The organism is Ottowia sp., from assembly GCF_047601385.1.
Taxonomy (GTDB): Bacteria; Pseudomonadota; Gammaproteobacteria; order Burkholderiales; family Burkholderiaceae_C; genus Ottowia.
The window spans coordinates 1,037,752-1,058,281 of sequence record NZ_JASGJP010000001.1; the positions used below are offsets into that span (position 1 = coordinate 1,037,752).

The 20,530-nt window shown below is 69.4% G+C and carries 19 protein-coding genes and 1 pseudogene; 11 read left to right on the plus strand and 9 right to left on the minus strand.

Translation table 11 applies throughout. The features are described from left to right. Positions 1-156 precede the first annotated feature (156 nt). From bktB to QM772_RS05035, 6 genes are all read left to right on the plus strand, one after another. Positions 157-1,341: a beta-ketothiolase BktB gene (bktB, locus tag QM772_RS05010; RefSeq protein ID WP_415134354.1), complete on the plus strand. Its 1,185-nt coding sequence runs from the start codon at positions 157-159 to the stop codon at positions 1,339-1,341. A 161-nt stretch (positions 1,342-1,502) separates the two neighbouring features. Beyond that, on the plus strand, positions 1,503-1,832 hold the full coding sequence (locus tag QM772_RS05015; RefSeq protein ID WP_415134355.1) for a YqcC family protein: 330 nt from the start codon (positions 1,503-1,505) through the stop codon (positions 1,830-1,832). Between the two features lie 111 nt (positions 1,833-1,943). Continuing rightward, positions 1,944-2,462 (plus strand): NADAR family protein, encoded by a 519-nt coding sequence (locus QM772_RS05020; protein ID WP_415139469.1) that lies wholly within the window; start codon positions 1,944-1,946, stop codon positions 2,460-2,462. Positions 2,463-2,520: 58 nt separating this feature from the next. Then, a complete protein-coding gene (locus QM772_RS05025; RefSeq protein WP_415134356.1) occupies positions 2,521-2,823 on the plus strand; it encodes a hypothetical protein in 303 nt (100 codons plus the stop codon). A gap of 209 nt (positions 2,824-3,032) precedes the next feature. Further along, on the plus strand, positions 3,033-3,209 hold the full coding sequence (locus tag QM772_RS05030; protein WP_415134357.1) for a DUF4372 domain-containing protein: 177 nt from the start codon (positions 3,033-3,035) through the stop codon (positions 3,207-3,209). A 188-nt stretch (positions 3,210-3,397) separates the two neighbouring features. Further along, positions 3,398-4,360, plus strand: a complete 963-nt coding sequence (locus tag QM772_RS05035) for a Bug family tripartite tricarboxylate transporter substrate binding protein (RefSeq protein ID WP_415134358.1) — start codon at positions 3,398-3,400, stop codon at positions 4,358-4,360. Between the two features lie 147 nt (positions 4,361-4,507). On the opposite strand, the gene QM772_RS05040 is transcribed toward QM772_RS05035, so the two are convergent. Further along, a complete protein-coding gene (locus QM772_RS05040) occupies positions 4,508-4,945 on the minus strand; it encodes a universal stress protein (RefSeq protein ID WP_415134359.1) in 438 nt (145 codons plus the stop codon). Positions 4,946-5,016: 71 nt separating this feature from the next. Further along, positions 5,017-5,754: a 2OG-Fe dioxygenase family protein gene (locus QM772_RS05045; protein WP_415134360.1), complete on the minus strand. Its 738-nt coding sequence runs from the start codon at positions 5,752-5,754 to the stop codon at positions 5,017-5,019. Between the two features lie 90 nt (positions 5,755-5,844). On the opposite strand from QM772_RS05045, the gene QM772_RS05050 reads away from it, so the two are divergent. Continuing rightward, on the plus strand, positions 5,845-6,477 hold the full coding sequence (locus tag QM772_RS05050) for a hypothetical protein (RefSeq protein WP_415134361.1): 633 nt from the start codon (positions 5,845-5,847) through the stop codon (positions 6,475-6,477). 214 nt (positions 6,478-6,691) lie between these two features. Here QM772_RS05050 and QM772_RS05055 read toward each other — a convergent pair whose 3' ends face one another. The 3 genes and pseudogenes from QM772_RS05055 to QM772_RS05065 form a co-directional block, all read right to left on the minus strand. After that, positions 6,692-8,380, minus strand: a complete 1,689-nt coding sequence (locus QM772_RS05055; RefSeq protein ID WP_415134362.1) for a long-chain fatty acid--CoA ligase — start codon at positions 8,378-8,380, stop codon at positions 6,692-6,694. Positions 8,381-8,550: 170 nt separating this feature from the next. Further along, entirely contained in the window at positions 8,551-8,889 is a 339-nt protein-coding gene (locus tag QM772_RS05060) for a P-II family nitrogen regulator (RefSeq protein WP_415134363.1), read from the minus strand. A gap of 27 nt (positions 8,890-8,916) precedes the next feature. After that, positions 8,917-10,594 (minus strand): annotated as a pseudogene (locus QM772_RS05065) (NAD+ synthase). A 5-nt stretch (positions 10,595-10,599) separates the two neighbouring features. On the opposite strand from QM772_RS05065, the gene QM772_RS05070 reads away from it, so the two are divergent. Together QM772_RS05070 and QM772_RS05075 are read left to right on the plus strand one after the other, a co-directional pair. Beyond that, positions 10,600-11,832, plus strand: coding sequence for a GNAT family N-acetyltransferase (locus tag QM772_RS05070; protein ID WP_415134364.1), 1,233 nt, complete (start codon positions 10,600-10,602; stop codon positions 11,830-11,832). A gap of 69 nt (positions 11,833-11,901) precedes the next feature. Then, positions 11,902-12,681, plus strand: coding sequence for an IPTL-CTERM sorting domain-containing protein (locus tag QM772_RS05075; protein WP_415134365.1), 780 nt, complete (start codon positions 11,902-11,904; stop codon positions 12,679-12,681). Positions 12,682-12,831: 150 nt separating this feature from the next. On the opposite strand, the gene QM772_RS05080 is transcribed toward QM772_RS05075, so the two are convergent. The 3 genes from QM772_RS05080 to QM772_RS05090 form a co-directional block, all read right to left on the minus strand. Then, complete coding sequence (locus QM772_RS05080) at positions 12,832-13,143, minus strand: hypothetical protein (protein WP_415134366.1); 312 nt, start codon at positions 13,141-13,143, stop codon at positions 12,832-12,834. Positions 13,144-13,208: 65 nt separating this feature from the next. Continuing rightward, positions 13,209-14,612 carry a GTPase/DUF3482 domain-containing protein gene (locus tag QM772_RS05085; RefSeq protein WP_415134367.1) on the minus strand — a complete coding sequence of 468 codons (1,404 nt, stop codon included), beginning with the start codon at positions 14,610-14,612 and terminating at the stop codon, positions 13,209-13,211. Next, positions 14,605-16,047, minus strand: a complete 1,443-nt coding sequence (locus tag QM772_RS05090; protein ID WP_415134368.1) for a DUF2868 domain-containing protein — start codon at positions 16,045-16,047, stop codon at positions 14,605-14,607. The genes QM772_RS05085 and QM772_RS05090 overlap by 8 nt, the downstream gene beginning before the upstream one ends. Positions 16,048-16,281: 234 nt before the next feature. Here QM772_RS05090 and QM772_RS05095 point away from each other — a divergent pair, with 234 nt between their 5' ends. Beyond that, positions 16,282-17,232, plus strand: coding sequence for a DMT family transporter (locus QM772_RS05095; RefSeq protein WP_415134369.1), 951 nt, complete (start codon positions 16,282-16,284; stop codon positions 17,230-17,232). Between the two features lie 43 nt (positions 17,233-17,275). Here the strand turns inward: QM772_RS05095 and ppa are convergent, their stop codons facing one another. Continuing rightward, positions 17,276-17,803, minus strand: a complete 528-nt coding sequence (gene ppa / locus QM772_RS05100; RefSeq protein ID WP_415134370.1) for an inorganic diphosphatase — start codon at positions 17,801-17,803, stop codon at positions 17,276-17,278. 259 nt (positions 17,804-18,062) lie between these two features. Between ppa and QM772_RS05105 the strand changes: the two genes are divergently transcribed. Further along, a complete protein-coding gene (locus QM772_RS05105) occupies positions 18,063-20,513 on the plus strand; it encodes a sodium-translocating pyrophosphatase (RefSeq protein WP_415134371.1) in 2,451 nt (816 codons plus the stop codon). Positions 20,514-20,530: the final 17 nt, after the last annotated feature.

Below are 20,530 nucleotides of genomic sequence, written 5' to 3' on the forward strand. Positions count from 1 at the left end.
GCGTTTGCATCGCAGCCGCCAGCCTAGCGGCAGCGCATGACGGTTTCATGACATCGGCATGACGCGGCGGGCCGTCCGGCGCCAGCCAGCCGCCAAACGCGGGGATGCATACTCCATCCTTTCCCCCCACCCCCATCCAAGCAGGAGATCGGAATCATGGCCCGTGAAGTCGTCGTCGTCAGCGGAGTGCGCACCGCCATCGGAACCTTTGGCGGCAGCCTGAAAGACATCCCGCCCGTCGACCTGGGCGCCCTGGTCGTCAAGGAGGCGCTGGCGCGCGGCCAAGTGGAGGGCCGGGACGTCGGCCACGTGGTGTTCGGCCACGTCGTCAACACCGAGCCGCGCGACATGTACCTGTCGCGCGTGGCGGCCATCAACGGCGGCTGCCCCAAGGAGACGCCGGCCATGAACGTCAACCGCCTGTGCGGCTCGGGCCTGCAGGCCATCGTCAGCGCCAGCCAGGGCATCCTGCTGGGCGACTACGACGTGGCCGTCGGCGCCGGCGCCGAGGTGATGAGCCGCGCGCCCTACGCCAGCCTGGCCACCCGCTTCGGCGCCCGCATGGGCGACACCAAGCTGATCGACATGATGGTCGGCGCGCTGCACGACCCCTTCCACACCATCCACATGGGCGTGACGGCCGAGAACGTGGCCCAGGAATTCGGCATCAGCCGCGACGACCAGGACGCGCTGGCGCTGGAAAGCCACCAGCGCGCCGAACGCGCCTGGGCGGAGGACCGCTTCAAGGGCCAGATCGTCCCCGTGGTCAGCAAGGGCCGCAAGGGCGACGTCGTGTTCGACAAGGACGAGCACTTCCGCGCCGGCGCCAGGCTGGAGGACTTCCAGAAGATGAAGCCGGTGTTCGTGAAGGAGAACGGCACCGTCACCGCCGCCAACGCCTCGGGCATCAACGACGCCGCCGCCGCCGTGCTGCTGATGGAAGCCGCCGCCGCCAAGGCGCGCGGGGCCAGGCCGCTGGCGCGCCTGGTGGGCTACGCGCACGCCGGCGTGGAGCCCAAGATCATGGGCATCGGCCCGGTGCCCGCCACCAAGGCGGTGCTGGCCAGGACGGGGCTGAAGCTGGAGCAGATGGACGTGATCGAGGCCAACGAAGCCTTCGCCGCGCAAGCCTGCGCCGTCACCAAGGGCCTGGGCGCCGACCCGGCCAAGGTCAACCCCAACGGCTCGGGCATCTCGCTGGGGCACCCCATCGGCGCCACGGGCGCGGTCATCACCGTCAAGGCGATCCACGAACTGCACCGCACCGGCGGCAGGTACGCGCTGGTGACGATGTGCATCGGCGGCGGGCAGGGGATCGCGGCGATTTTTGAGCGGATGTGAGAAAGCACTCTCGCCTCGCCGAGCCCGCGGACGGCGTCCGCTGATACGTCGGTTGGCCTGAATGGTGAGGCGGAGTGCTTGAAGAGGGGGTGGTGATGGCACCCCTTGTCTATGCGACTGGCGGCGCAAGGCGCGAAGTCGTCCAATTCTTGTTAGGTCCCATGCAAGATTCCTCGCTCACAACACTACTAGATGCCATCGAAGCTGAGTTGCACCGGCTCGGCCATCTCCACGAAGCGAGCGCCCCGTCAATCCGCGTCACTTCAGCTTTCGGATATGGCCAGACCCCATTTGAGCAATGGCTTGGGCAGGTGTTTTTGCCGAATGCTCGGGCCGCCGTGGCTTCCAACGACTTGCCCGCATCGAGCCAAGTGGCTGTAGCGGCGTTTCGCAATTTTGACGGCATGGACGAGGCCAATGCGCTGATCAGCTTACTCGGCTCATTCGACGCCAAGATCAACAAGGCAGGCCGCGTTCGGGGTGGGGCCTAACAATTCATTCAAGCCGACGCCGCTTTGCGGCGCGGCTTAATTCAGGCGTTAGGCCGCAGATCGAGCATGGCTATTCCGACATCAATCCAAGACCTTCGCGCTCGCAAGCTCATGGGCGAGGAGTTTTCATACCTGTACTTCTGGGGGCACCGCCCACGGCCTGATGGGGCACCATCCAGTAGCTGCTTTAGCCAGTGGTACGAAGCTCCATTCCAGCTGGATGGCGTTAGTTACTCAACGGCCGAGCACTACATGATGGCCGAGAAAGCCAGACTGTTTGGCGACTCCGCCGCACTCGGGCGCATTCTCGCAGCCACAAGCCCAGGCGCTGCCAAGACTTCTGGCCGACAGGTCATTGGGTTCAATGATCCAACATGGAATAGCCACAGGTTCGAGATTGTCGTCCAAGGCAACTTCGCAAAATTCAACCAAAATCCTCGCTTGGCTGAGTTCCTACGCAGAACCGGAGACAAGGTGTTGGTCGAGGCCAGCCCCGTAGACTCCATCTGGGGTATCGGCCTGGCCGCTGACGACCCTCAGGCCAGCGACCCAGGCAGTTGGCAAGGACTCAACCTGCTTGGATTTGCCCTGATGATCGTGCGTGAGCGCCTTGCCTCGCGTGCGGCCTAACAATTCATTCAGGCTGACCTTGCTTCGCAAGGCAGCTTGATGCATCAGGATAAATATCGTGGAAACTCGTTTCAAGCTCTACCGAGGCGCTGAGCTTCTGGGACTGATCCAGCTGGTTCCCGAGCTGTGCGACTTCCCTTGGTATGGAGGTCTTCTTGAGCCCGAACCGGCTTTTGCGCCTTATGCCCCGCTCTTCCAGCAGGAACTGCAACTTCTTGCAGACGAAAGAATGGACGAGTGGGGGCAAGTGCTCGGGGAAATTGAAGGTCCTGGCCTGAGCCTGGTTCCTCTGAAGAGTGGTGTTCCCATTTCTGACTTCCTCATCCACATCAATGGCATGGAAGTCACGTGGCGCACCTGATGCCCGCCACGCCAGCCGGCGCCGCTTCGCAACGCGGCTCACTTCAGGCTGCGAGCGGAAATGAGGGTCAGATGCACCACGGTCCGGCAATTCACTTTCGGTCTTTCGACGAGTGACTGACTGCAAAGGGAGTTCCTCGATATTTGCTGCGAAACGATCTGACCGCAGCGCGACGGTGGGCGGCAAACTTGCCCCTTTGAGGGGCAGAGATGCGCGAAGGCAGATTGGTGCTGGCACGGCTTTCGGATCACCTGCCGTGGAGCGAATTTACGCGTTGCGTGCAGCGCTACCGGCCCCGCTATCCGAGCAAGAGCCTCTCGCACTGGCTGCAACTGCTGCCCGATCCACGCTGGCTGAGGCCAATGAAATTCGTGGCTGAGCCATGACCTGCCCTGGATGCGCGCCGGCGACGGCCTGCCCACGTTCCAGGGTTGTTCCCGTCACGGAGCCACCGGCTGACGGCGCGCCTGGCGCTGGCGCAGGTAGCCGGATGCGGCAAAGGCGCAGCGCGCCGGGGCGCTAACATCGGCGCTCGTCTTGACCTGTTTCACAACACTCACGGAGACTCGCCACCATGCCGCGCCCACTCGCCTGCCTGCTCGCCGTCGGCCTGATCGCCACGGCGGCCCAGGCCCAGACCTATCCCGACAAGCCGATCCGCATGATCATCCCGTTCCCGCCCGGGGGCGGCACCGACATCCTGGGCCGGCTGGTGTCGCAGAAGCTCACCGAGGCCAACAAGTGGACGGTGGTGCCCGACAACAGGGCCGGCGCCGGCGGCACGCTGGGCATCACCGAGGCGGCCAAGGGCAAGCCCGACGGCTACGACATGGTGATGGGCCAGAAGGACAACCTGGTCGTCGGCCCCTGGCTGTACAAGGGCCTGCCGTGGAACCCGGTCAAGGACTTCGTGGCCGTGGCGCACGTGGCCTGGTCGCCGGTGATCATCGCCACCAGCGCGGGCAGCAAGTACAAGACGCTGGCCGACGTGGTGGCTGCCGCCAAGGCCGCGCCGGACACCATCACCTACGGTTCGCCGGGCAACGGCACCACCATCCACCTGGCGGGCGACCAGTTCGAGAAGGCCGCGGGCGTGAAGCTGCGCCACGTGCCCTACAAGGGCTCCAACCCGGCCATGCTGGACGCGCTGGCCGGCAACGTCGATCTGCTGGTGTCTTCCGTGCCATCGGCGATGGGCCAGGTCAAGGCCGGCAAGCTGCGCCCGCTGGCGGTGACTTCGGCCAAGCGCAGCAGTTCGCTGCCCGACGTGCCGACGGTGGCCGAAAGCGGCTTCCCGGGCTTCGACATCAGCACCTGGTACGGCGTGTTCATGCCCGCCGGCACGCCCCGGCCGGTGGTGGAGCAGATGAACGCCGCCGTCAACAAGCTGCTGGCCACGCCGGAGATGCAGAAGGCCATCCACGACCAGGGCGCCGAGCCGCAGGCGATGAGCGCGGACGCCTTCGGCAAGCAGCTGGCGGCCGACTACCACCTGTGGGAGAAGATCGTGCGCGACGCTGGCGTCAAGCTGGAGTGACCGGCGCGCCGCGCACCGCGAAGCACGCCCGCGCCCCGCGGGCGTTTTTGCAAGAATATGGCTCCCAGCGCCCGCCGATCAAGCGCCGGCAGCTATTTATTCAGGAGCAATCCACTGCCGCCGAGGCGCACAGGCGCGCCGCGCGGGTCACTCCCGCACGACCAGCGTGGTGATCTTGCTGTGCGCCAGCACGCTGCGCGTGACGCTGCCCATCACCAGCATCTCCAGCCCGCGCCGGCCGTGCGAGCCGATGACGAGCAGGTCCGCGCCGTCCTGCTCGGCCGCGTCCAGGATGCCGCGCCAGATGGCGTGCGACTCGACGACGCGGGTCTCGCCGGCCACGCCGGCCTGGCGCATGCGCTCGCCGGCGGCGCCCAAGGCCGCGCCGGCCTCGGCCTTGGCGGCGCTGAGATACTGGCTCTGCCCCAGCGCGAACTCGGCGCCGACGCCGGTGAACGGATAGGGGTCGATCACGTACAGCGCCGTCAGCTTGCTGCCGAAGGTCTTGGCCAGGCCCGCCGCCTTGTCGACGGCCAGCAGCGACGTGTGCGAACCGTCGATGGGAACCAGAATGTGCTTGAACATGGTGCGCTCCTTGGCTGGGTTGTGGTCAGCCCACAGTGTGACCACCTCGCCGCCGCGCGCATTGACGAGCGTCAAGACGCCGGCGTGGGGAAGCCGCCGGCGCGCAGGGTGACGACCAGCGTGTCGCGGTGGCCCACGCGCCCGGCGTCCCGAGGCTGGAGCGGCGTCGATTCGTGGATCACCCGCGCATCGTCCATCACCAGCGCCGACCATGGCTGCAGCAGGGTGAAGCGCTGGCCGCGCGGGCCGTCCAGCTCGAACACCCGCGTCTCGCCGCCGGTGATGGCGCGGCGGCCGACCAGGAACACCGCCACCAGGTCCACGCCGTCGCGGTGCGCGCCCTCGGGCGTGGGGCGGCCGATGCCATCGGTGGTGTCGATGCGGAACTGGTGCGCCTCGCCCCACCACGCCTGCGTGCCGCGCAGCGCATCGGCCACCCGCGCCAGCCACAGCGGCAGCGCGCGCCACGCGGGCCGCGCCACCGTGGCGGGCAGGACCGGCTCGAACCAGCGCTCGATGCCGCCGTGCAGCGCGTTGTAGTCGCGCGGCTGCCAGTGGGCGCGGTGCGGCACGTCGCGCAGCGCGCCGTGCTCGGCCACGAAGCAGGCGTGGCGCCGCCGGCGGTAGCGGCCGCCGTCCTTCAGGTGGTGGTCGGGCGGCAGGTCGTCCCAGTCGCGCGCGAGGGCGTCCAGCGCGTCGGCCCGCACCCCGGCCAGGGCGCGCACCGTGTCGGCGTCCAGCACGGCGTAGCCTTGGGATCGCAGGTGCGGCAGCAGTTGATCGGCGGAGGTCAGGGGCGGCGGAAACATGGGCGGAGCATAGCCCCGCGCCGCCCGGCGGCCCGCCCCAGGCCGCCAAGGCCCTGCGCCTGATACGCTTGCCGGCCATTCCCGGCACCCATGGACTGGCTTCCCCCCACCCTCGTCGCGCTGGCGCTGGCCGTGGCGCTGGCCTTCAGGCCGTGGCGGCTGCTGGCCAACCCGGGGCTGGTCTCGCCGCTGCTGGCGGCGCTGGTGATCACGCCCTGGCTGTGGGCGCTGCCCTGGCTGCACCGCATGCCGGTGCAGCTTCAGCTCTCGGGCGCCTGCCTGGTCGGGCTGGCGCTGGGCTGGCCGCTGGCGGTGCCGGTGCTGTGCGGGGTGGCGCTGGCGGTGGGCTTCATCGCGTCCGTGAGCTGGGCGCAGCAGGTGGACATGGCGCTGTGGCTGGGCATCGCGCCGGCCACGCTGTCGTTCGGGCTGGGCATGGCGCTGCGGCGCTGGGGCTGGCGCCACCTGTTCGTCTACATCCTGGGGCGCGCCTTCCTGGGCACGGCGCTGTGCATGTTCGCGGCCGGCGTGCTGGCGCAGTGGACGGGCCACACGCTGACCACCGCCGTGGACCTGGAGCCGGCCCTGGCGGCGCGCTGGCTCATGGCCTGGGGCGATGCCTTCCTGACGGGCATGATGGCGGCGATCTGCGTGGCCTTCCGCCCGCACTGGCTGGCGACCTGGTCGGACCAGCTCTACATCCAGCGGCCGCCGCCAAGATAAATGCCAAATAGGCCGCCAGCGCCCGCCAGGCAAGCGCCAGCAGCTATCAAATCAGTTGCACGCGGCGCCCGCGCGACACCCGCAGCGCATGAAACCGCAAGCGCGCGGCGGCCTCTACGCCGTCATTCCCGCGCAGACGGGAATCCAGGGGTGCTGTGCGGAATGCACTGGATCGCCGCCTTCGCGGGGATGGCGAGGGGAAGCGCGGGGTGGGTCATTTCTCCAGTTCGGCTTCCTGCAACACGCGCCACATCACCTTGCCGCTGCCGCTCTTGGGCAGCGCATCGACGAACTGGATCGCGCGCGGCACCTTGTAGACCGCCATGTTCTCGCGGCACCAGGCGATGATTTCCTCGGCCGTGGTGGCCTTGTGCGAGGGCCGCAGCACCACCACCGCCTTGACCGACTCGCCCCGGTAGGCGTCCTTGGTGGCGATGATGCAGGCTTCCTGGATGGCCGGGTGCTTGTACATCAGCAGCTCGACCTCGGCCGGCCACACCTTGAAGCCGCTGGCGTTGATCATGCGCTTGAGGCGGTCGGTCATGAAGAAGTAGCCGTCCTCGTCCATGCGGCCCATGTCGCCGGTGCGCAGGAAGCGCTTGCCCTCGATCTCGACGAAGGTGTCGGCCGTGGCGTCGGGCCGCTTCCAGTAGCCCTGGAACACCTGCGGACCGTGCACGACGATCTCGCCCGGCTCGCCCACGGGCATCTCCTGCAGGGTCTCGGGATCGACCACGCGCGCCTCTGTGGTGATGAAGGGAATGCCCAGGCACTGCTGCTTGGGGTGGTCCATGGGGTTGCTGTGCGAGGGCGCCGCCGTCTCGGTCATGCCGTAGCCCTCGACGTAGCGCAGCCCGTACTGCTCCAGCAGGCGCTGGGCGATGGCCTGCGGCATGGCCGCGCCGCCGCCGCCGATGTAAGACAGGCTGCTCATGTCGAAGCTGGCGAAGTTGGGGCTGGCCAGCAGATCGACCACCATGGTGGGGATGTTGGTCCACGAGGTGACCTTGCGGCGCGAGATCAGGTGGCCCGCCATCTCGCGGTCCCAGCGCGGCATGACGACCATGGTGCCGCCGGCGGCGACCATGCAGTGCAGCACGCTGACGATGCCGGTGATGTGGAACAGCGGCACCACCACCAGCCCCACCACCTCCGAGGTGGCCAGCCCCCAGTACATGCCGCTCAGGGCGTTGTGCATCAGGCTGGAGTGCGGGTGGATGCAGCCCTTGGGCAGGCCGGTGGTGCCGCTGGTGTAGGGCAGCAGGGCCATGTCGGCGGCGCCCACGGTGTGCTCGGGCGCGGGGTGGCCGGCGGCCAGCGCGTCGGTCCAGGGGGTGACCTTGCCGCCCGCCAGCGCGGGCAGTGGATGCTGCGTCAGCAGCCAGTCGCGCCAGCCGGGCACCGGCGCCTCGGGGCCGCTCGCATCGGCATCGAAGGCGTCGGTGTACTGGGTGACGATCAGGTGCGCCAGCCGCTGCTCGGACGGCAGGGCGTCGCTGGCGGCGGCGATCTCGGCCGCCAGGTCGCCGGTGGTGATGGCGACCTTGGCGTCGGAGTCGCTGATGTAGTGCTTGATCTCCTCGGCCCGGTTCATCGGGTTGACCGGCACCACCACCGCGTTGGCGCGCAGGATGGCGTAGTGCGCCACGATCAGCTGCGGCGTGTTCTGCATGTCCAGGATCACGCGGTCGCCGCGCTGCACGCCCATGGCGTGCAGCGTGCCGGCCAGGGCATCGACCTGCGCGGCCAGCGCACGGTAGCTGGTCTCGCGCCCCAGGAAGGCCAGGGCCACCTTGTCCGGGTAGCGCTCGGCGCTGACCTTCAGGTTGTGCCACACCGAGGTGGCGGGCACGGTAAGGGCGTGGGGCAGCCCTTTGGGCCAGAACTTGTAGTGCGGTCGCATGGGTTTGTCTCCTTGTGTGAATGGTTTTGAGCGCGATCGTAAACCGGCTGATTGGACGGACTGCGCAAGCTGTCACTTGGGCGACGACGCCCCTGCCGTCGGGCAGAAAAAAGCCCGCGATGCAGCGCATCGCGGGCCTTGGACCGGGTCGGCGGCCGGTGCGGCGCGAATCAGACCGCCGCGTCGTCCTCCTCGCCGGTGCGGATGCGCACCACGCGGTCGATGGGCGAGACGAAGATCTTGCCGTCGCCGATCTTGCCGGTGCGCGCGGCCTTGATGATGGCCTCCACGCAGCGCTCGACCTCGCCGTCGGGCACCACCACCTCGACCTTGACCTTGGGCAGGAAGTCCACCACGTACTCGGCGCCGCGGTACAGCTCGGTGTGGCCCTTCTGGCGGCCGAAGCCCTTGACCTCGGTCACCGTCAGGCCGGTCACGCCCACTTCAGCCAGGCTCTCGCGCACTTCCTCCAGCTTGAAGGGTTTGATGACGGCGGTGATCTGTTTCATGCGGTGCTCTCCGGAAAAAAAGGGGCGTCAGGCCCTGAACTTGTTGGTAATAGGATAACGCCAGTCCTTGCCGAAGCTGCGGTGCGTCACCCGCGTGCCCACGGCCGACTGGCGGCGCTTGTACTCGTTGAACTTGATCAGGCGCGTGACCTTCTCCACGTCGTCCTGCCTGAAGCCCTCGGCCACCAGCTCGGCCAGCCCCAAGTCGTTCTCCATGTAGCGCTCGATGATGGCGTCCAGCACCTCGTAGGGCGGCAGGCTGTCCTGGTCGGTCTGATCGGGGCGCAGCTCGGCGCTGGGCGGGCGGGTGATGATGCGCTCGGGGATCGGGTCGGCGCCGGTGCCGTACGGGTCGTGCGCGTTGCGCCAGCGCGCCAGCGCGAAGACCTTGGTCTTCACCACGTCCTTGATGGGCGCGAAGCCGCCGCACATGTCGCCGTACAGCGTGCAGTAGCCCACGGCGTATTCGCTCTTGTTGCCGGTGGTCAGGATCAGGTGGCCGTGCTTGTTGGACAGCGCCATCAGCATCACGCCGCGGATGCGCGCCTGGATGTTCTCCTCCGTCGTGTCCTCGGGCTTGCCGGCGAACAGCGGGGCCAGCGACTGCTTGAAGCTCTCGAACTCGGGCAGGATGGAAATCTCGTCGTGGCGCACGCCCAGGCGCCGCGCCATCTCGCGCGCGTCCTCCAGGCTGATGCCTGCCGTGTAGGGGCTGGGCATCATCACGGTGTGCACGTGGTCCTTGCCCAGCGCATCCACCGCCAGCGCCAGCACCAGCGCCGAGTCGATGCCGCCCGACAGGCCCAGCGCCACCGACTTGAAGCCGTTCTTGCCCACGTAGTCGCGCAGGCCCATGACCAGCGCGTCCCACAGGTCGGCGTCGTTGTCGCGCGCGGGCGCGGTGTCGGCGGCCAGGTGCAGGGCGTCGTCGCCACCGCCGCTTTCACGCGCCACGTCCACGTAATAAAGCTGCTCGACGAAGCTGTAGGCGCGCCCGGCCAGCCGCGCGTCGGCCTGCACGGCGAAGGACTGGCCCTCGAACACCACCTCGTCCTGCCCGCCCACCAGGTGGGCGTAGACCAGCGGCAGGCCGCAGTCCTTCACGCGCTCGATCATCATCGCCTCGCGCTCGTAGCCCTTGCCGACGTGGAAGGGCGAGGCGTTGATGACGGCCAGCAGCTCGGCGCCGGCCTCCTTGGCGAGCTGCGCGGGCTCCTCGAACCAGGCGTCCTCGCAGATCAGCAGGCCCACGCTCACGCCGCCGGCCTGGAACACGCAGGTGCCCTGCCCCGGCACGAAGTAGCGCCGCTCGTCGAACACCTGGTAGTTGGGCAGCAGGCGCTTGGCGTAGGTCTCGATCACGCGGCCCTCGCGGATCACGCTGGCGGCGTTGGTGCGCTGCGCCACGCTGATGCTGCGCGAGCGCTGGTCGCGCCCCACCGGGTGGCCGACCACGATCACCATGTCCTGCAACCCCGCCGTCTCGCGGGCGATGGTTTTCACGGCATCATCGCAGGCGGCGATGAACGACGGACGCAGAAACAGAATCCTCCGCGATGTACGCGCACACCGACAGCTCGGGCGTGAGCAGCAGGCGCGCGCCGGCGGCATGCGCGGCGCGGGCGGCGTCGATGATCTTCCGGGCGTTGCCGGTGGTGTCGCCCACCGTGAAGTTCAGTTGCGCGACGGCGATCTTGAGGGTCATGAGCGGTGTCTGAAGGCAGTCCTGGCAACCATGGTAACCCGCTGCGGCTGCAGATCGCCGGCGCGCCGGCCGAGGTTCATGCTGAGGCCTGGAACGCCCTGCTGGCGCGCCAGGCCGCGCCCACGCCCTTCATGCGCCACGAGTACCTGGCCGCGCTGCACGCCAGCGGCAGCGCCGTGCCGGATGCGGGCTGGACGCCGCTGTACATGCTGCTGCGCCAGGGCGACGAACTGGCCGCCGCCTGCCCGCTGTACCTGAAGAGCCATTCCTACGGCGAATACGTGTTCGACTGGGCCTGGGCCAACGCCTACCAGGAGCACGGCCTGGCCTACTACCCCAAGGCGCTGATCGCCGTGCCCTTCACCCCCGTGCCCGGCTCGCGCCTGCTGGCGCGCGATGCGGCGGCGCGGCAGGCGCTGATCGAGGCTGTGCGCGACTGGTGCCGGGACGAAGGACTGTCGTCGCTGCACCTGCTGTTCGGCGATGCTGCCGATCTGGATGCGTGCGATGCGGCGGGCCTGATGCGCCGCGACCAAGTCCAATTCCACTGGCAGAACAAACCTTTCACCAGCTTCGACGACTTCCTCGCCTCCCTCACGCAGGACAAGCGCAAGAAGATCCGCCAGGAGCGCCGCCGCGTGGCCGAGGCCGGCGTGACGTTCCGCGTGCTGCGCGGCGCGGAGATCACGCCCGCCGACTGGCGGTTCTTCTACCGCTGCTACGAGCGCACCTACCTGGAGCACGGCAACCCGCCCTACCTGACGCCCGCCTTCTTCGACGCCATGGCGCGCACCCTGCCCGAGACCTGGGTGCTGTTCATCGCCGAACGCGGCGGTGCGCCGATTGCTTCGAGTCTGATAGCTGCCAGCGCTTTCCAGACGGGCGCTGGAGGCCGATTCGACGCCGAATCCGCCGCCTGGGGCCGCTACTGGGGCGCACTGGAGCGGGTGGACAGCCTGCACTTCGAGGCCTGCTACCACCAGCCCATCGAGTGGTGCATCCGGCACGGGGTGGCGCGCTTCGAGGGCGGCGCGCAGGGCGAACACAAGATGGCGCGCGCGCTGATGCCCGTGGTCACGCACAGCGCCCACTGGCTGGCGCACCCGGCCTTCAGCGATGCGGTGCAGGACTTTTTGCGGCGCGAAGGCGCCGGCATGGCCCGCTACCTCGACCACCTGCGCGAGCGCTCGCCGCTGCGCAAATCAGGCACACCCTCCACCCCCAGAGGAGAAATATAGATATTTGTGAGAAATGGCGATTTCATACAGAATCACACATTTGTCACTACCAATACGTGGAGGGTTTTCATGGTCAAGCAACTCGTTGGCGTCTTCGCGCGCCGGCTCCTTCTGTGCCTGGCCCTCGGCCTGGGCCTGGCCCAGGGCGCTCAGGCCGCCCTGTTCACCACCAGCTACGGCACGGCGCTGACCGGCCCCAGCAATTGCGACGACTGCTTTGAAGGCCCCTTTGCATTTGGCACCGGCCATAGCATGGCTTTCTTCGGCACCACCTACACGGGGCTTTACGTCAGCAGCAATGGCTACGTCACCTTCGGGTCGGGAGCGTCCAATTTCTCGTCGCAGCCCCTCGATACCCAGACCATCGCCCCCATGATCGCGGGGCTGTTCACCGACCTGGATTCACGCTCCGACGCCACGTCGGAGGTGTACGTCAACAACTCGACGCCGGGGCAGATCATCGTCACCTGGGTCGGGATGGGACATTTCGCCCAGATTTACACGGTGCGCAGCACCTTCCAGCTGGTGATCCGCTCCGACCAGTTCACGGTCCCGGCCGGCGAGGGCCAGATCGGCTTCTTCTACGACAGCGTGACCGACACCTCCACCGCCAGCGCCGGCTTCGGCGACGGCCTCGCGGCCGTCAACACCGGCGAAGTGGCCTTCCACAGCGGCACCGCCAGCGCCCTGAGCAACGCTTCGGGGCGCTGGTACAACCTGAACGGCGGTGTACCCCAGACGCCCACCGCGACGCCCCAGAACGTGCCCACGCTGGGCGAATGGACGCTGATCGCCCTGGGTCTGCTGCTGGGCGCCCTGGGCATGCGCCAGGCGCGCCGCCAAGGCTGATCGGCCGCCCCTGAAAAAACCACCGGCGCTTGCCAGGCAAGCGCCGGTGGTTTTTATACTCATGGAGAGTAACCTGCATCCTACGCCCGCCCAATAAGCGCTGGCGGGCAGCATAGACGGGGAGTATCCAAGACTCCCCGTGGAGACCACTCACCCGCGATCGCGCCGCGCCTTGCGCAGGGGCCGCCGGCGCCCGTCGCCATGCACCACCGGGGTGAGCGCGTTGATGTCGTAGTACGCATCCGCCGGCTCGCCGCAGTTGCCGTCGGCGATGCCGAACACCATCGTCGCGCCCGGGCCGTACTTGTAGGGCACGGTCTGGTGCAACTGGTAGGACATGTCCACCGGCGGCGTGGGACTCTCCGACAGCACCTGGCCCTTGGGCCCCAGCACGGTGTAGCAGGCGGCCTGCGCGCCGGCGGCGGCCAGCAGGGCGATGACGAAGGTGGCGGTTTGCTTCATGGCGTGATTGTCTTGCATTTGCTTACGCTTCGGAGTCTGCCGCACAGGGTTAGTTTGTCAAGGGTTCAGGGCGCAGGCTCGAATCGCTCATCCAGCCGCCGCGCCAAAGCCGACTCCAACTCCTGCCGATCAGCGTCCGATGCGCCGGCACCTTTACCCCGTTCCCACTCGGGATGCCCGCGCGCCGGCCCCAGACCGCGCACCAGATCGCGCAGGCCGTCGTCCAGGCCACCCTCGCCCGCCGCCGCGCCGCGCACCTGCAAGCGCTCCTGTGCCGCGTGGCCGCGCTGCGCCAGGGCGCGGGCCAGGGCCAGCAGGTGGTCGGCCAGCAGCAGCAGCACGGGGGCTTCGACGGTGAGCTCCTGCACGCCGTTCAGGCGGTTCTCCAGCTTGCGCCATAACGGACGCCAGCCGCCGGAGGCTGCGCCGCCGATGGTGGCGCCCAGGGTGGTGGCCGCGCCGAGCGAGAGGCCGGCCAGCGCCACGTCGGCCACCACGCCGATGCCGGCGCCGATCACGGCGCCCAAGCCCAGGCGCTTGCCGGCGTCCTTCAGCAGCTCGGGGTTGAAGAGGTCGTCTTCCCAGCGGCCGGCCAGTTGCGGGATGTCGGCCAGCTCGGCGTCGCCGGGGCGGAAGGCGAACACGGCCAGCAGGTCGTCCACGGCGCGGCGCGCGTGGCGCCGCACGTCGTCCTGGAAGTCGCGCACGAACTTCTTCTGCTTCGGCTCGTCGGCGAAGTCTTCGGCGGGCAGCGCGCGGCGCATGGCGGCGACGTCGATCAGGCCGGCCGCGACGGCGCGGCAGGCGGCCAGGCGCCGCTCGCGCGCCTCCAGCGCCAGCGCTTGGGCGATGCCGGCCAGCTCGGCGCGGCGCGCGGGCAGCAGCGTGGCCATGTCGGCGTAGAGCTGGCGCTCGGCGCCGTTGAAGGGTGCCACCACGTCGAACTCCACGCGCGCGTGCAGGCCGGCTTCCAGCAGCATCTGGTGCCAGTCGCCCTGGCGGCTGGCGGCGCCCTGCACGAAGTTCAGCACCGGCATGATGGGCTTGGCGCACCAGGTGAGGATCTCGACCTCGGCGCGGAACTTGGGCAGCACGGGCTCGCGCGTGTCGATGACCAGCATGGCGGCGTCGGCCTCGCCGGTCAGCGCGCGCAGCACCTTGGCCTCCTGCTCGAAGCTGGCGCGCGCCTCGGGGCCGCGCAGGAAGGCGCGCACGCGCTCTATGCGGGTGCCTTCGGGCAGTGTGTTCAGGTATTCCAGCAGGGCGATGGAATCCTCCAGCCCCGGCGTGTCGATGAAGCGCACGGCCACGCGGCCGTCCAGCCGCAGGTCGATGGCCTCGGCGTGGCGCGTGGTGCCGGGGCGGTCGGACACCTCGCCGAAATCGACCTGGCGCGTGAGCGTGCGCAGCAGCGAGGTCTTGCCGGCGTTGGTGTGGCCGACGATGGCGAAGCGCAGGGGGTCAGTCATTTGCTATCCAATTAATAGCTTCCGGCGCTTGCCCCATAAGCGCCAGAGCCCCAAAACCCCCTGAATCCAGCCACGCGCGCCAGCGCTGCTCGGCGGCCTCGGGCACCGGCCCGGCGGCGACCAGCAGCAGCGCCGTGCGGCCGGCCAGCGCCGCCGCCTCGCGCAGGAAGCGCGCGGTGCCGCGGTCGGGGCTGGCGGTGGCGTGGCAGGCCAGCAGCAGCGCTGCGGGGCGCGCGGCGGCCAGGCGGGCGAGCGCGTCCTGCCGCTCGCGCGCGCTGCCGGCGATGGCGAGCGCGGGCACGCTGGGCGCGGGCAGGCCGGCGGGCGGCCAGGGCAGCTCGGGCGGCAGCTCGAAGCCGATCAGCGCCCAGGTGCCGGGCGCGCCGGGCGCGGCCGATGGCGCCCAGGTGGGCAAGGCGCCGGGGCGCTGCTCGGCGTCGATCACCTGGGGTGGCGGCTCCAGCGCGTCCAGCCGCTGGACGATGCGGCGCACGTCAGGGTCGGCCATGTCGGGCTGCGCCAGGCGGGCCTGCCCGGCGCGCCAGCGCCAGGCGCTGAAGGCGGCCAGCAGCGCGCGCGGCAGCAGGCCGTAGACGGCGACGCAGCCCATCAGCCACCAGGCCCAGTCGCGCTGGCCGGCGCCCGATGCGGCGGCGCCGGCGTTGCCCACCTGCTGCACGGTGGCCGCATCGGGCACCGGAAAGCCCAGCAGCGCCGGCAGCGCGCCGGTGACGGCGACGAAGCGCTGGAAGAAGCCGGTGCCGAGGATGGTGGTCTCCCACGTCAGCCGGTAGGCGTGGAAGGCGAAGCCGAACGCCAGCACCGCCAGCATCAGCACGAAGGCCAGCGCCCAGATGCCGTGGCTGAGCAGCCCGGTGAGCCACGGCCACAGGCGCGCGCGCTGCAACACGGCGGCGGCCGAGCGCAGCAGCAGCAGGGCGTGCGGCCCGCGGTCGATGGGCACGCGCGCGGCCAGCCCCAGCGCGGCGCGGCCCAATAACGCACTGCCCTTCCCCGCGCTGCCCCGCCCGGCCCACAGCAGCCCGGCCAGCCACACCACCAGCATCAGCGCGTGCACGCCCAGCAGGCTGACGAACGCGGCCACGGCGTTGATGCTGCGGTCGGGCGCGAGCACGGCGCGCGCCGTGGCCAGCGCGCCCAGCGCCATCAGCAGCGCCAGCGCCAGCACGGCCCAGCCGGCCAGGTGGCGCCAGCGCGCCAGCTCGCGCGGCAGGCCCAGGCGCTCGCCCAGCAGCCAGGCGCGCTCGGCCACCTGCGCGGCGCGCGTGGGGCGGGCGTGGAAGGCCTGGCGCAGCGCGGCCGCGTCGTCCAGCGGGCCTTCGGACTCCAGGCGCCGCACGGCCTCCAGCACCAGCGCGCCGCCCAGGGGGCTGCGCTGCGTGGGCGTGGGCGTGGCGGTGGTCGGGGTGGTCATGGCGGGTTGCGCGGGATTATCCGGTGCGTGCGCGGCGCTGCTACGCTCGAGAAATGAACCCACCCCCGTTGCTCCACTCGCTGCGCGATGTTGCGGCATCCCCCCTCCAGGGGGCGCACCCACTGGCCGGGGGAACCCCGGCCACGGGTGCACTGGCATGGCAGGCGAAGCGGCCGTTGGACTCTTTGGATTTGATGCACTGCGGGTGGCGCGCAAGTGCCATGAACACCTGATATGTCGTCTCCTGGCATCGACGCCCACGCGCCCACGTCACTGTGGGCGCGCTTCAGCCAGCGCCCCGCCCTGCTGCTGATCCTCACCACCCTGATCTGGGGCACCAACGCCGTGGCGGCGCGGCTGGCGGTGGGCCAGGTCTCGCCCATGATGCTGACCGCGGCGCGCTGGAGCATCGCCTGCATCGCGCTCTGGTTCATGGCGCGGCGCCAGGTGGCCGCCTGCTGGCCGGCGCTGCGCCCGCGCTGGCGCTATCTGCTGCTGATGGGCACGGCCGGCTTCACCGGCTTCAACGCGCTCTTCTACACCGCCGCGCACCACACCACGGCCGTCAACCTGGCGCTGATCCAGGGCGTGATCCCGGTGCTGGTGCTGCTGGGCGGCGCGCTGGTCCTGCGCCTCCACGTGAAGCCGCTGCAAATGCTGGGCGTGGCGGCCACGCTGGCGGGCGTGGCGGTGGTGGCCGCGCGCGGGCAGTGGGCGGCGCTGGCGGCGCTGGACTTCAACGTGGGCGATGTCGCCATCCTGCTGGCCTCGCTGCTGTACGCCGGCTACACGCTGGGGCTGCGCGGGCGCCCCGCCGTGCCGCCGCTGGTGTTCTTCGCCGCCGTGGCGGCGGTGGCGGCGCTGGTGTCGCTGCCGCTGCTGGCGGCCGAGGTGCTGGCGGGGCGCTTCTTCTGGCCCACGCCGCTGGGCTGGCTGCTGGTGCTGTACGTGGGGCTGATGCCCTCGTTCGTGTCGCAGATCACCTTCATCCGCGGGGTGGAACTGATCGGGCCGGCGCGCGCCAGCGTGTTCCTCAACCTCACCCCGGTGTTCGGCCCGGCGCTGGCCGTGCTGCTGCTGGGCGAGCCGCTGCACCTCTACCACGTGGCGGCGCTGGCGATGGTGCTGGGCGGCATCTGGATCGCCGAGCGCATGGGCGCCCGGCGTGCGCTACAGAATCAATAGCTTTCGGCGCCCGTCCCATGGGCGCCAGAGCCTGTTTTGATGCTTATTTCTTGGCGGCGGCGATGCCGTCCATGATTTCCTTGCGGGCGGCGTCCGGGCCTTCCCAGCCCAGCACCTTGACCCACTTGCCCTCTTCCAGGTCCTTGTAGTGCTCGAAGAAGTGGCTGATGGCCTTCAGGCGCATCGCGTTCACGTCGTCGACCGTCTTCCAGTGGCTGTAGATCGGCAGGATCTTGTCGGTGGGCACGGCCAGCACCTTGCCGTCGATGCCGGCCTCGTCCTGCATCTTCAGGATGCCCAGCGGGCGGCAGGTGACCACCACGCCCGGCTGCAGCGGGTAGGGGGTGATGACCAGCACGTCGACCGGGTCGCCGTCGCCCGACAGCGTCTGCGGCACATAGCCGTAGTTGGTCGGATAGTGCATGGCGGTGGTCATGAAGCGGTCGACGAAGATGGCGCCGGATGCCTTGTCCACCTCGTACTTGATCGGGTCGGCGTTCATCGGAATCTCGATCACGACGTTGAACTCGTCGGGTGCCTTGCTGCCGGGGGGGACGTTGCCGAGGGCCATGGGTTGTCTTCCTGTGTTGTGTGCGGGGCGTCAAAAAAAGGGCGTGAAACCCCTTGCGACAGGGGGCGATTTTACTTGCGACCCCGCCAGGGGAATTTGTCACGTTTTGGGGTTACATTGCGGCGGTTGGCCAATCGCGGCAGTCCGATACAGGACGCGAGGAAGCAACGCAGGGCGAGCGGCGCCGCGTTGTCACCCCCAACCAGCAGCCGGCGGCGCTCCCACGCGAATCAAAGCTTTTTTGATAGAGGAGATACGCATGACTGGCAATTCCGCGCTGATACTGGCGCTCGTGTGCGGCCTGGTGGCCGTGGCCTACGGGTTCTGGGCCCGGGGCTGGATCCTGGCGCAGGACGCGGGCAACCCCCGCATGCAGGAGATCGCGGCCGCCATCCAGACCGGCGCGGCCGCCTACCTGGCGCGGCAGTACAAGACCATCGCCATCGTCGGCGTGGTGCTGGCGATCCTGATCGGGCTGTTCCTCGACGTGACCACGGCCATCGGTTTCGTGGTGGGCGCGGTGCTTTCGGGCGCGTGCGGCTTCATCGGCATGAACGTCTCGGTGCGCGCCAACGTGCGCACCGCGCAGGCGGCCACCAAGGGCATCGGCCCGGCGCTGGACGTCGCCTTCCGCGGCGGCGCCATCACCGGCATGCTGGTGGTGGGCCTGGGCCTGCTGGGCGTGGCGGCGTTCACCTGGTTCCTGCTGGGCCGGGGCGCGGGCGGCGGCGTGCCGCTGGCCACGCTGCTCAACCCGCTGATCGGCTTCGCCTTCGGCTCCTCGCTGATCTCCATCTTCGCGCGGCTGGGCGGCGGCATCTTCACCAAGGGCGCCGACGTGGGCGCCGACCTGGTGGGCAAGGTGGAGGCCGGCATCCCCGAGGACGACCCGCGCAACCCCGCCGTGATCGCCGACAACGTGGGCGACAACGTGGGCGACTGCGCCGGCATGGCGGCCGACCTGTTCGAGACCTACGCCGTCACGCTGATCGCCACCATGGTGCTGGGCGCGCTGATGGTCAGCGGCGGCCAGATGCAGGCCGCGATGTACCCGCTGGCGCTGGGCGGCGTGTCGATCATCGCCTCCATCGTCGGCACCTTCTTCGTCAAGGCCAGCCCGGGCATGAAGAACGTGATGCCGGCGCTGTACAAGGGCCTGGCGATCGCCGGCGTGCTGTCGCTCGTCGCCTTCTACTTCGTCACCGCTTGGATCATCCCGGACAACGCGCTGGGCGGCGGCGGCTCGGTGATGCGCCTGTTCGGCGCCTGCGTCGTCGGCCTGGTGCTGACGGCCGCGCTGGTGTGGGTCACCGAGTACTACACCGGCACGCAGTTCAAGCCGGTGCAGCACGTGGCGCAGGCCAGCACCACCGGGCACGCCACCAACATCATCGCGGGCATCGGCATCAGCATGAAGTCCACCGCCTGGCCGGTGATCTTCGTCTGCGTCGCCATCCTGGTGTCCTACTGGCTGGGCGGCCTGTACGGCGTGGCGGTGGCCGCCACGTCGATGCTCAGCATGGCCGGCATCGTGGTCGCGCTGGACGCCTACGGCCCCATCACCGACAACGCCGGCGGCATCGCCGAGATGAGCGAGCTGCCCCCCAGCGTGCGCGACATCACCGACCCGCTGGACGCCGTGGGCAACACCACCAAGGCCGTGACCAAGGGCTACGCCATCGGCTCGGCCGGGCTGGCGGCGCTGGTGCTGTTCGCCGACTACACGCACAAGCTGGAATCGTTCGGCCAGCACGTCAGCTTCGACCTGAGCGACCCGATGGTCATCATCGGCCTGTTCATCGGCGGCCTGATCCCCTACCTGTTCGGCGCCATGGCGATGGAGGCCGTCGGCCGCGCCGCCGGCAGCGTGGTGGAGGAAGTGCGCCGCCAGTTCCGCGAGATCAAGGGCATCATGACCGGCGAGGCCAAGCCCGAGTACGGCAAGGCGGTGGACATGCTCACGGGCGCCGCCATCAAGGAGATGATGATCCCCAGCCTGCTGCCGGTGGCGGTGCCGATCCTGGTCGGCCTGGTGCTGGGGCCGAAGGCGCTGGGCGGGCTGCTGATGGGCACCATCGTCACGGGCCTGTTCGTCGCCATCAGCATGTGCACCGGCGGCGGCGCCTGGGACAACGCCAAGAAGTACATCGAGGACGGCCACCACGGCGGCAAGGGCAGCGACGCCCACAAGGCCGCCGTCACCGGCGACACCGTGGGCGACCCCTACAAGGACACCGCCGGCCCGGCCGTCAACCCGCTGATCAAGATCATCAACATCGTGGCGCTCTTGATCGTGCCGCTGGTGGTGGGCTTCCACCCCGGCAGCGGCACGGCCACGGCGAGCGCACACGGCGGTGCGGCTGCGCCGGCGGTGGCCGAGGCGGAGACCTTCTCCGTCGTCACCGAGGGCGAGAAGGTGGTGTTCCTGTTCCCCACCGGCAAGACCGAGGTCGGCCCCGGCGCCGAGCCGCTGCTGGCGGCCGTGGTCGATGGCGTGAAGGCCGGCAAGACGGCCGTCGTCAGCGGCTACGTCGACGCCACCGGCAACGCCGCCCAGAACGCCGAGATCGCCAAGCAGCGCGCCGTCGCGGTGAGCGCCCAGCTCAAGGCGCTGGGCGTGCCCGACGACAGGATCACGCTGCAGAAGCCCGCCGACATCCAGGCCGGCAGCGGGCCGATGGCGCGGCGCGTGGAGGTGACGCTGCAATAAGCGGCGCATCGTCCTGC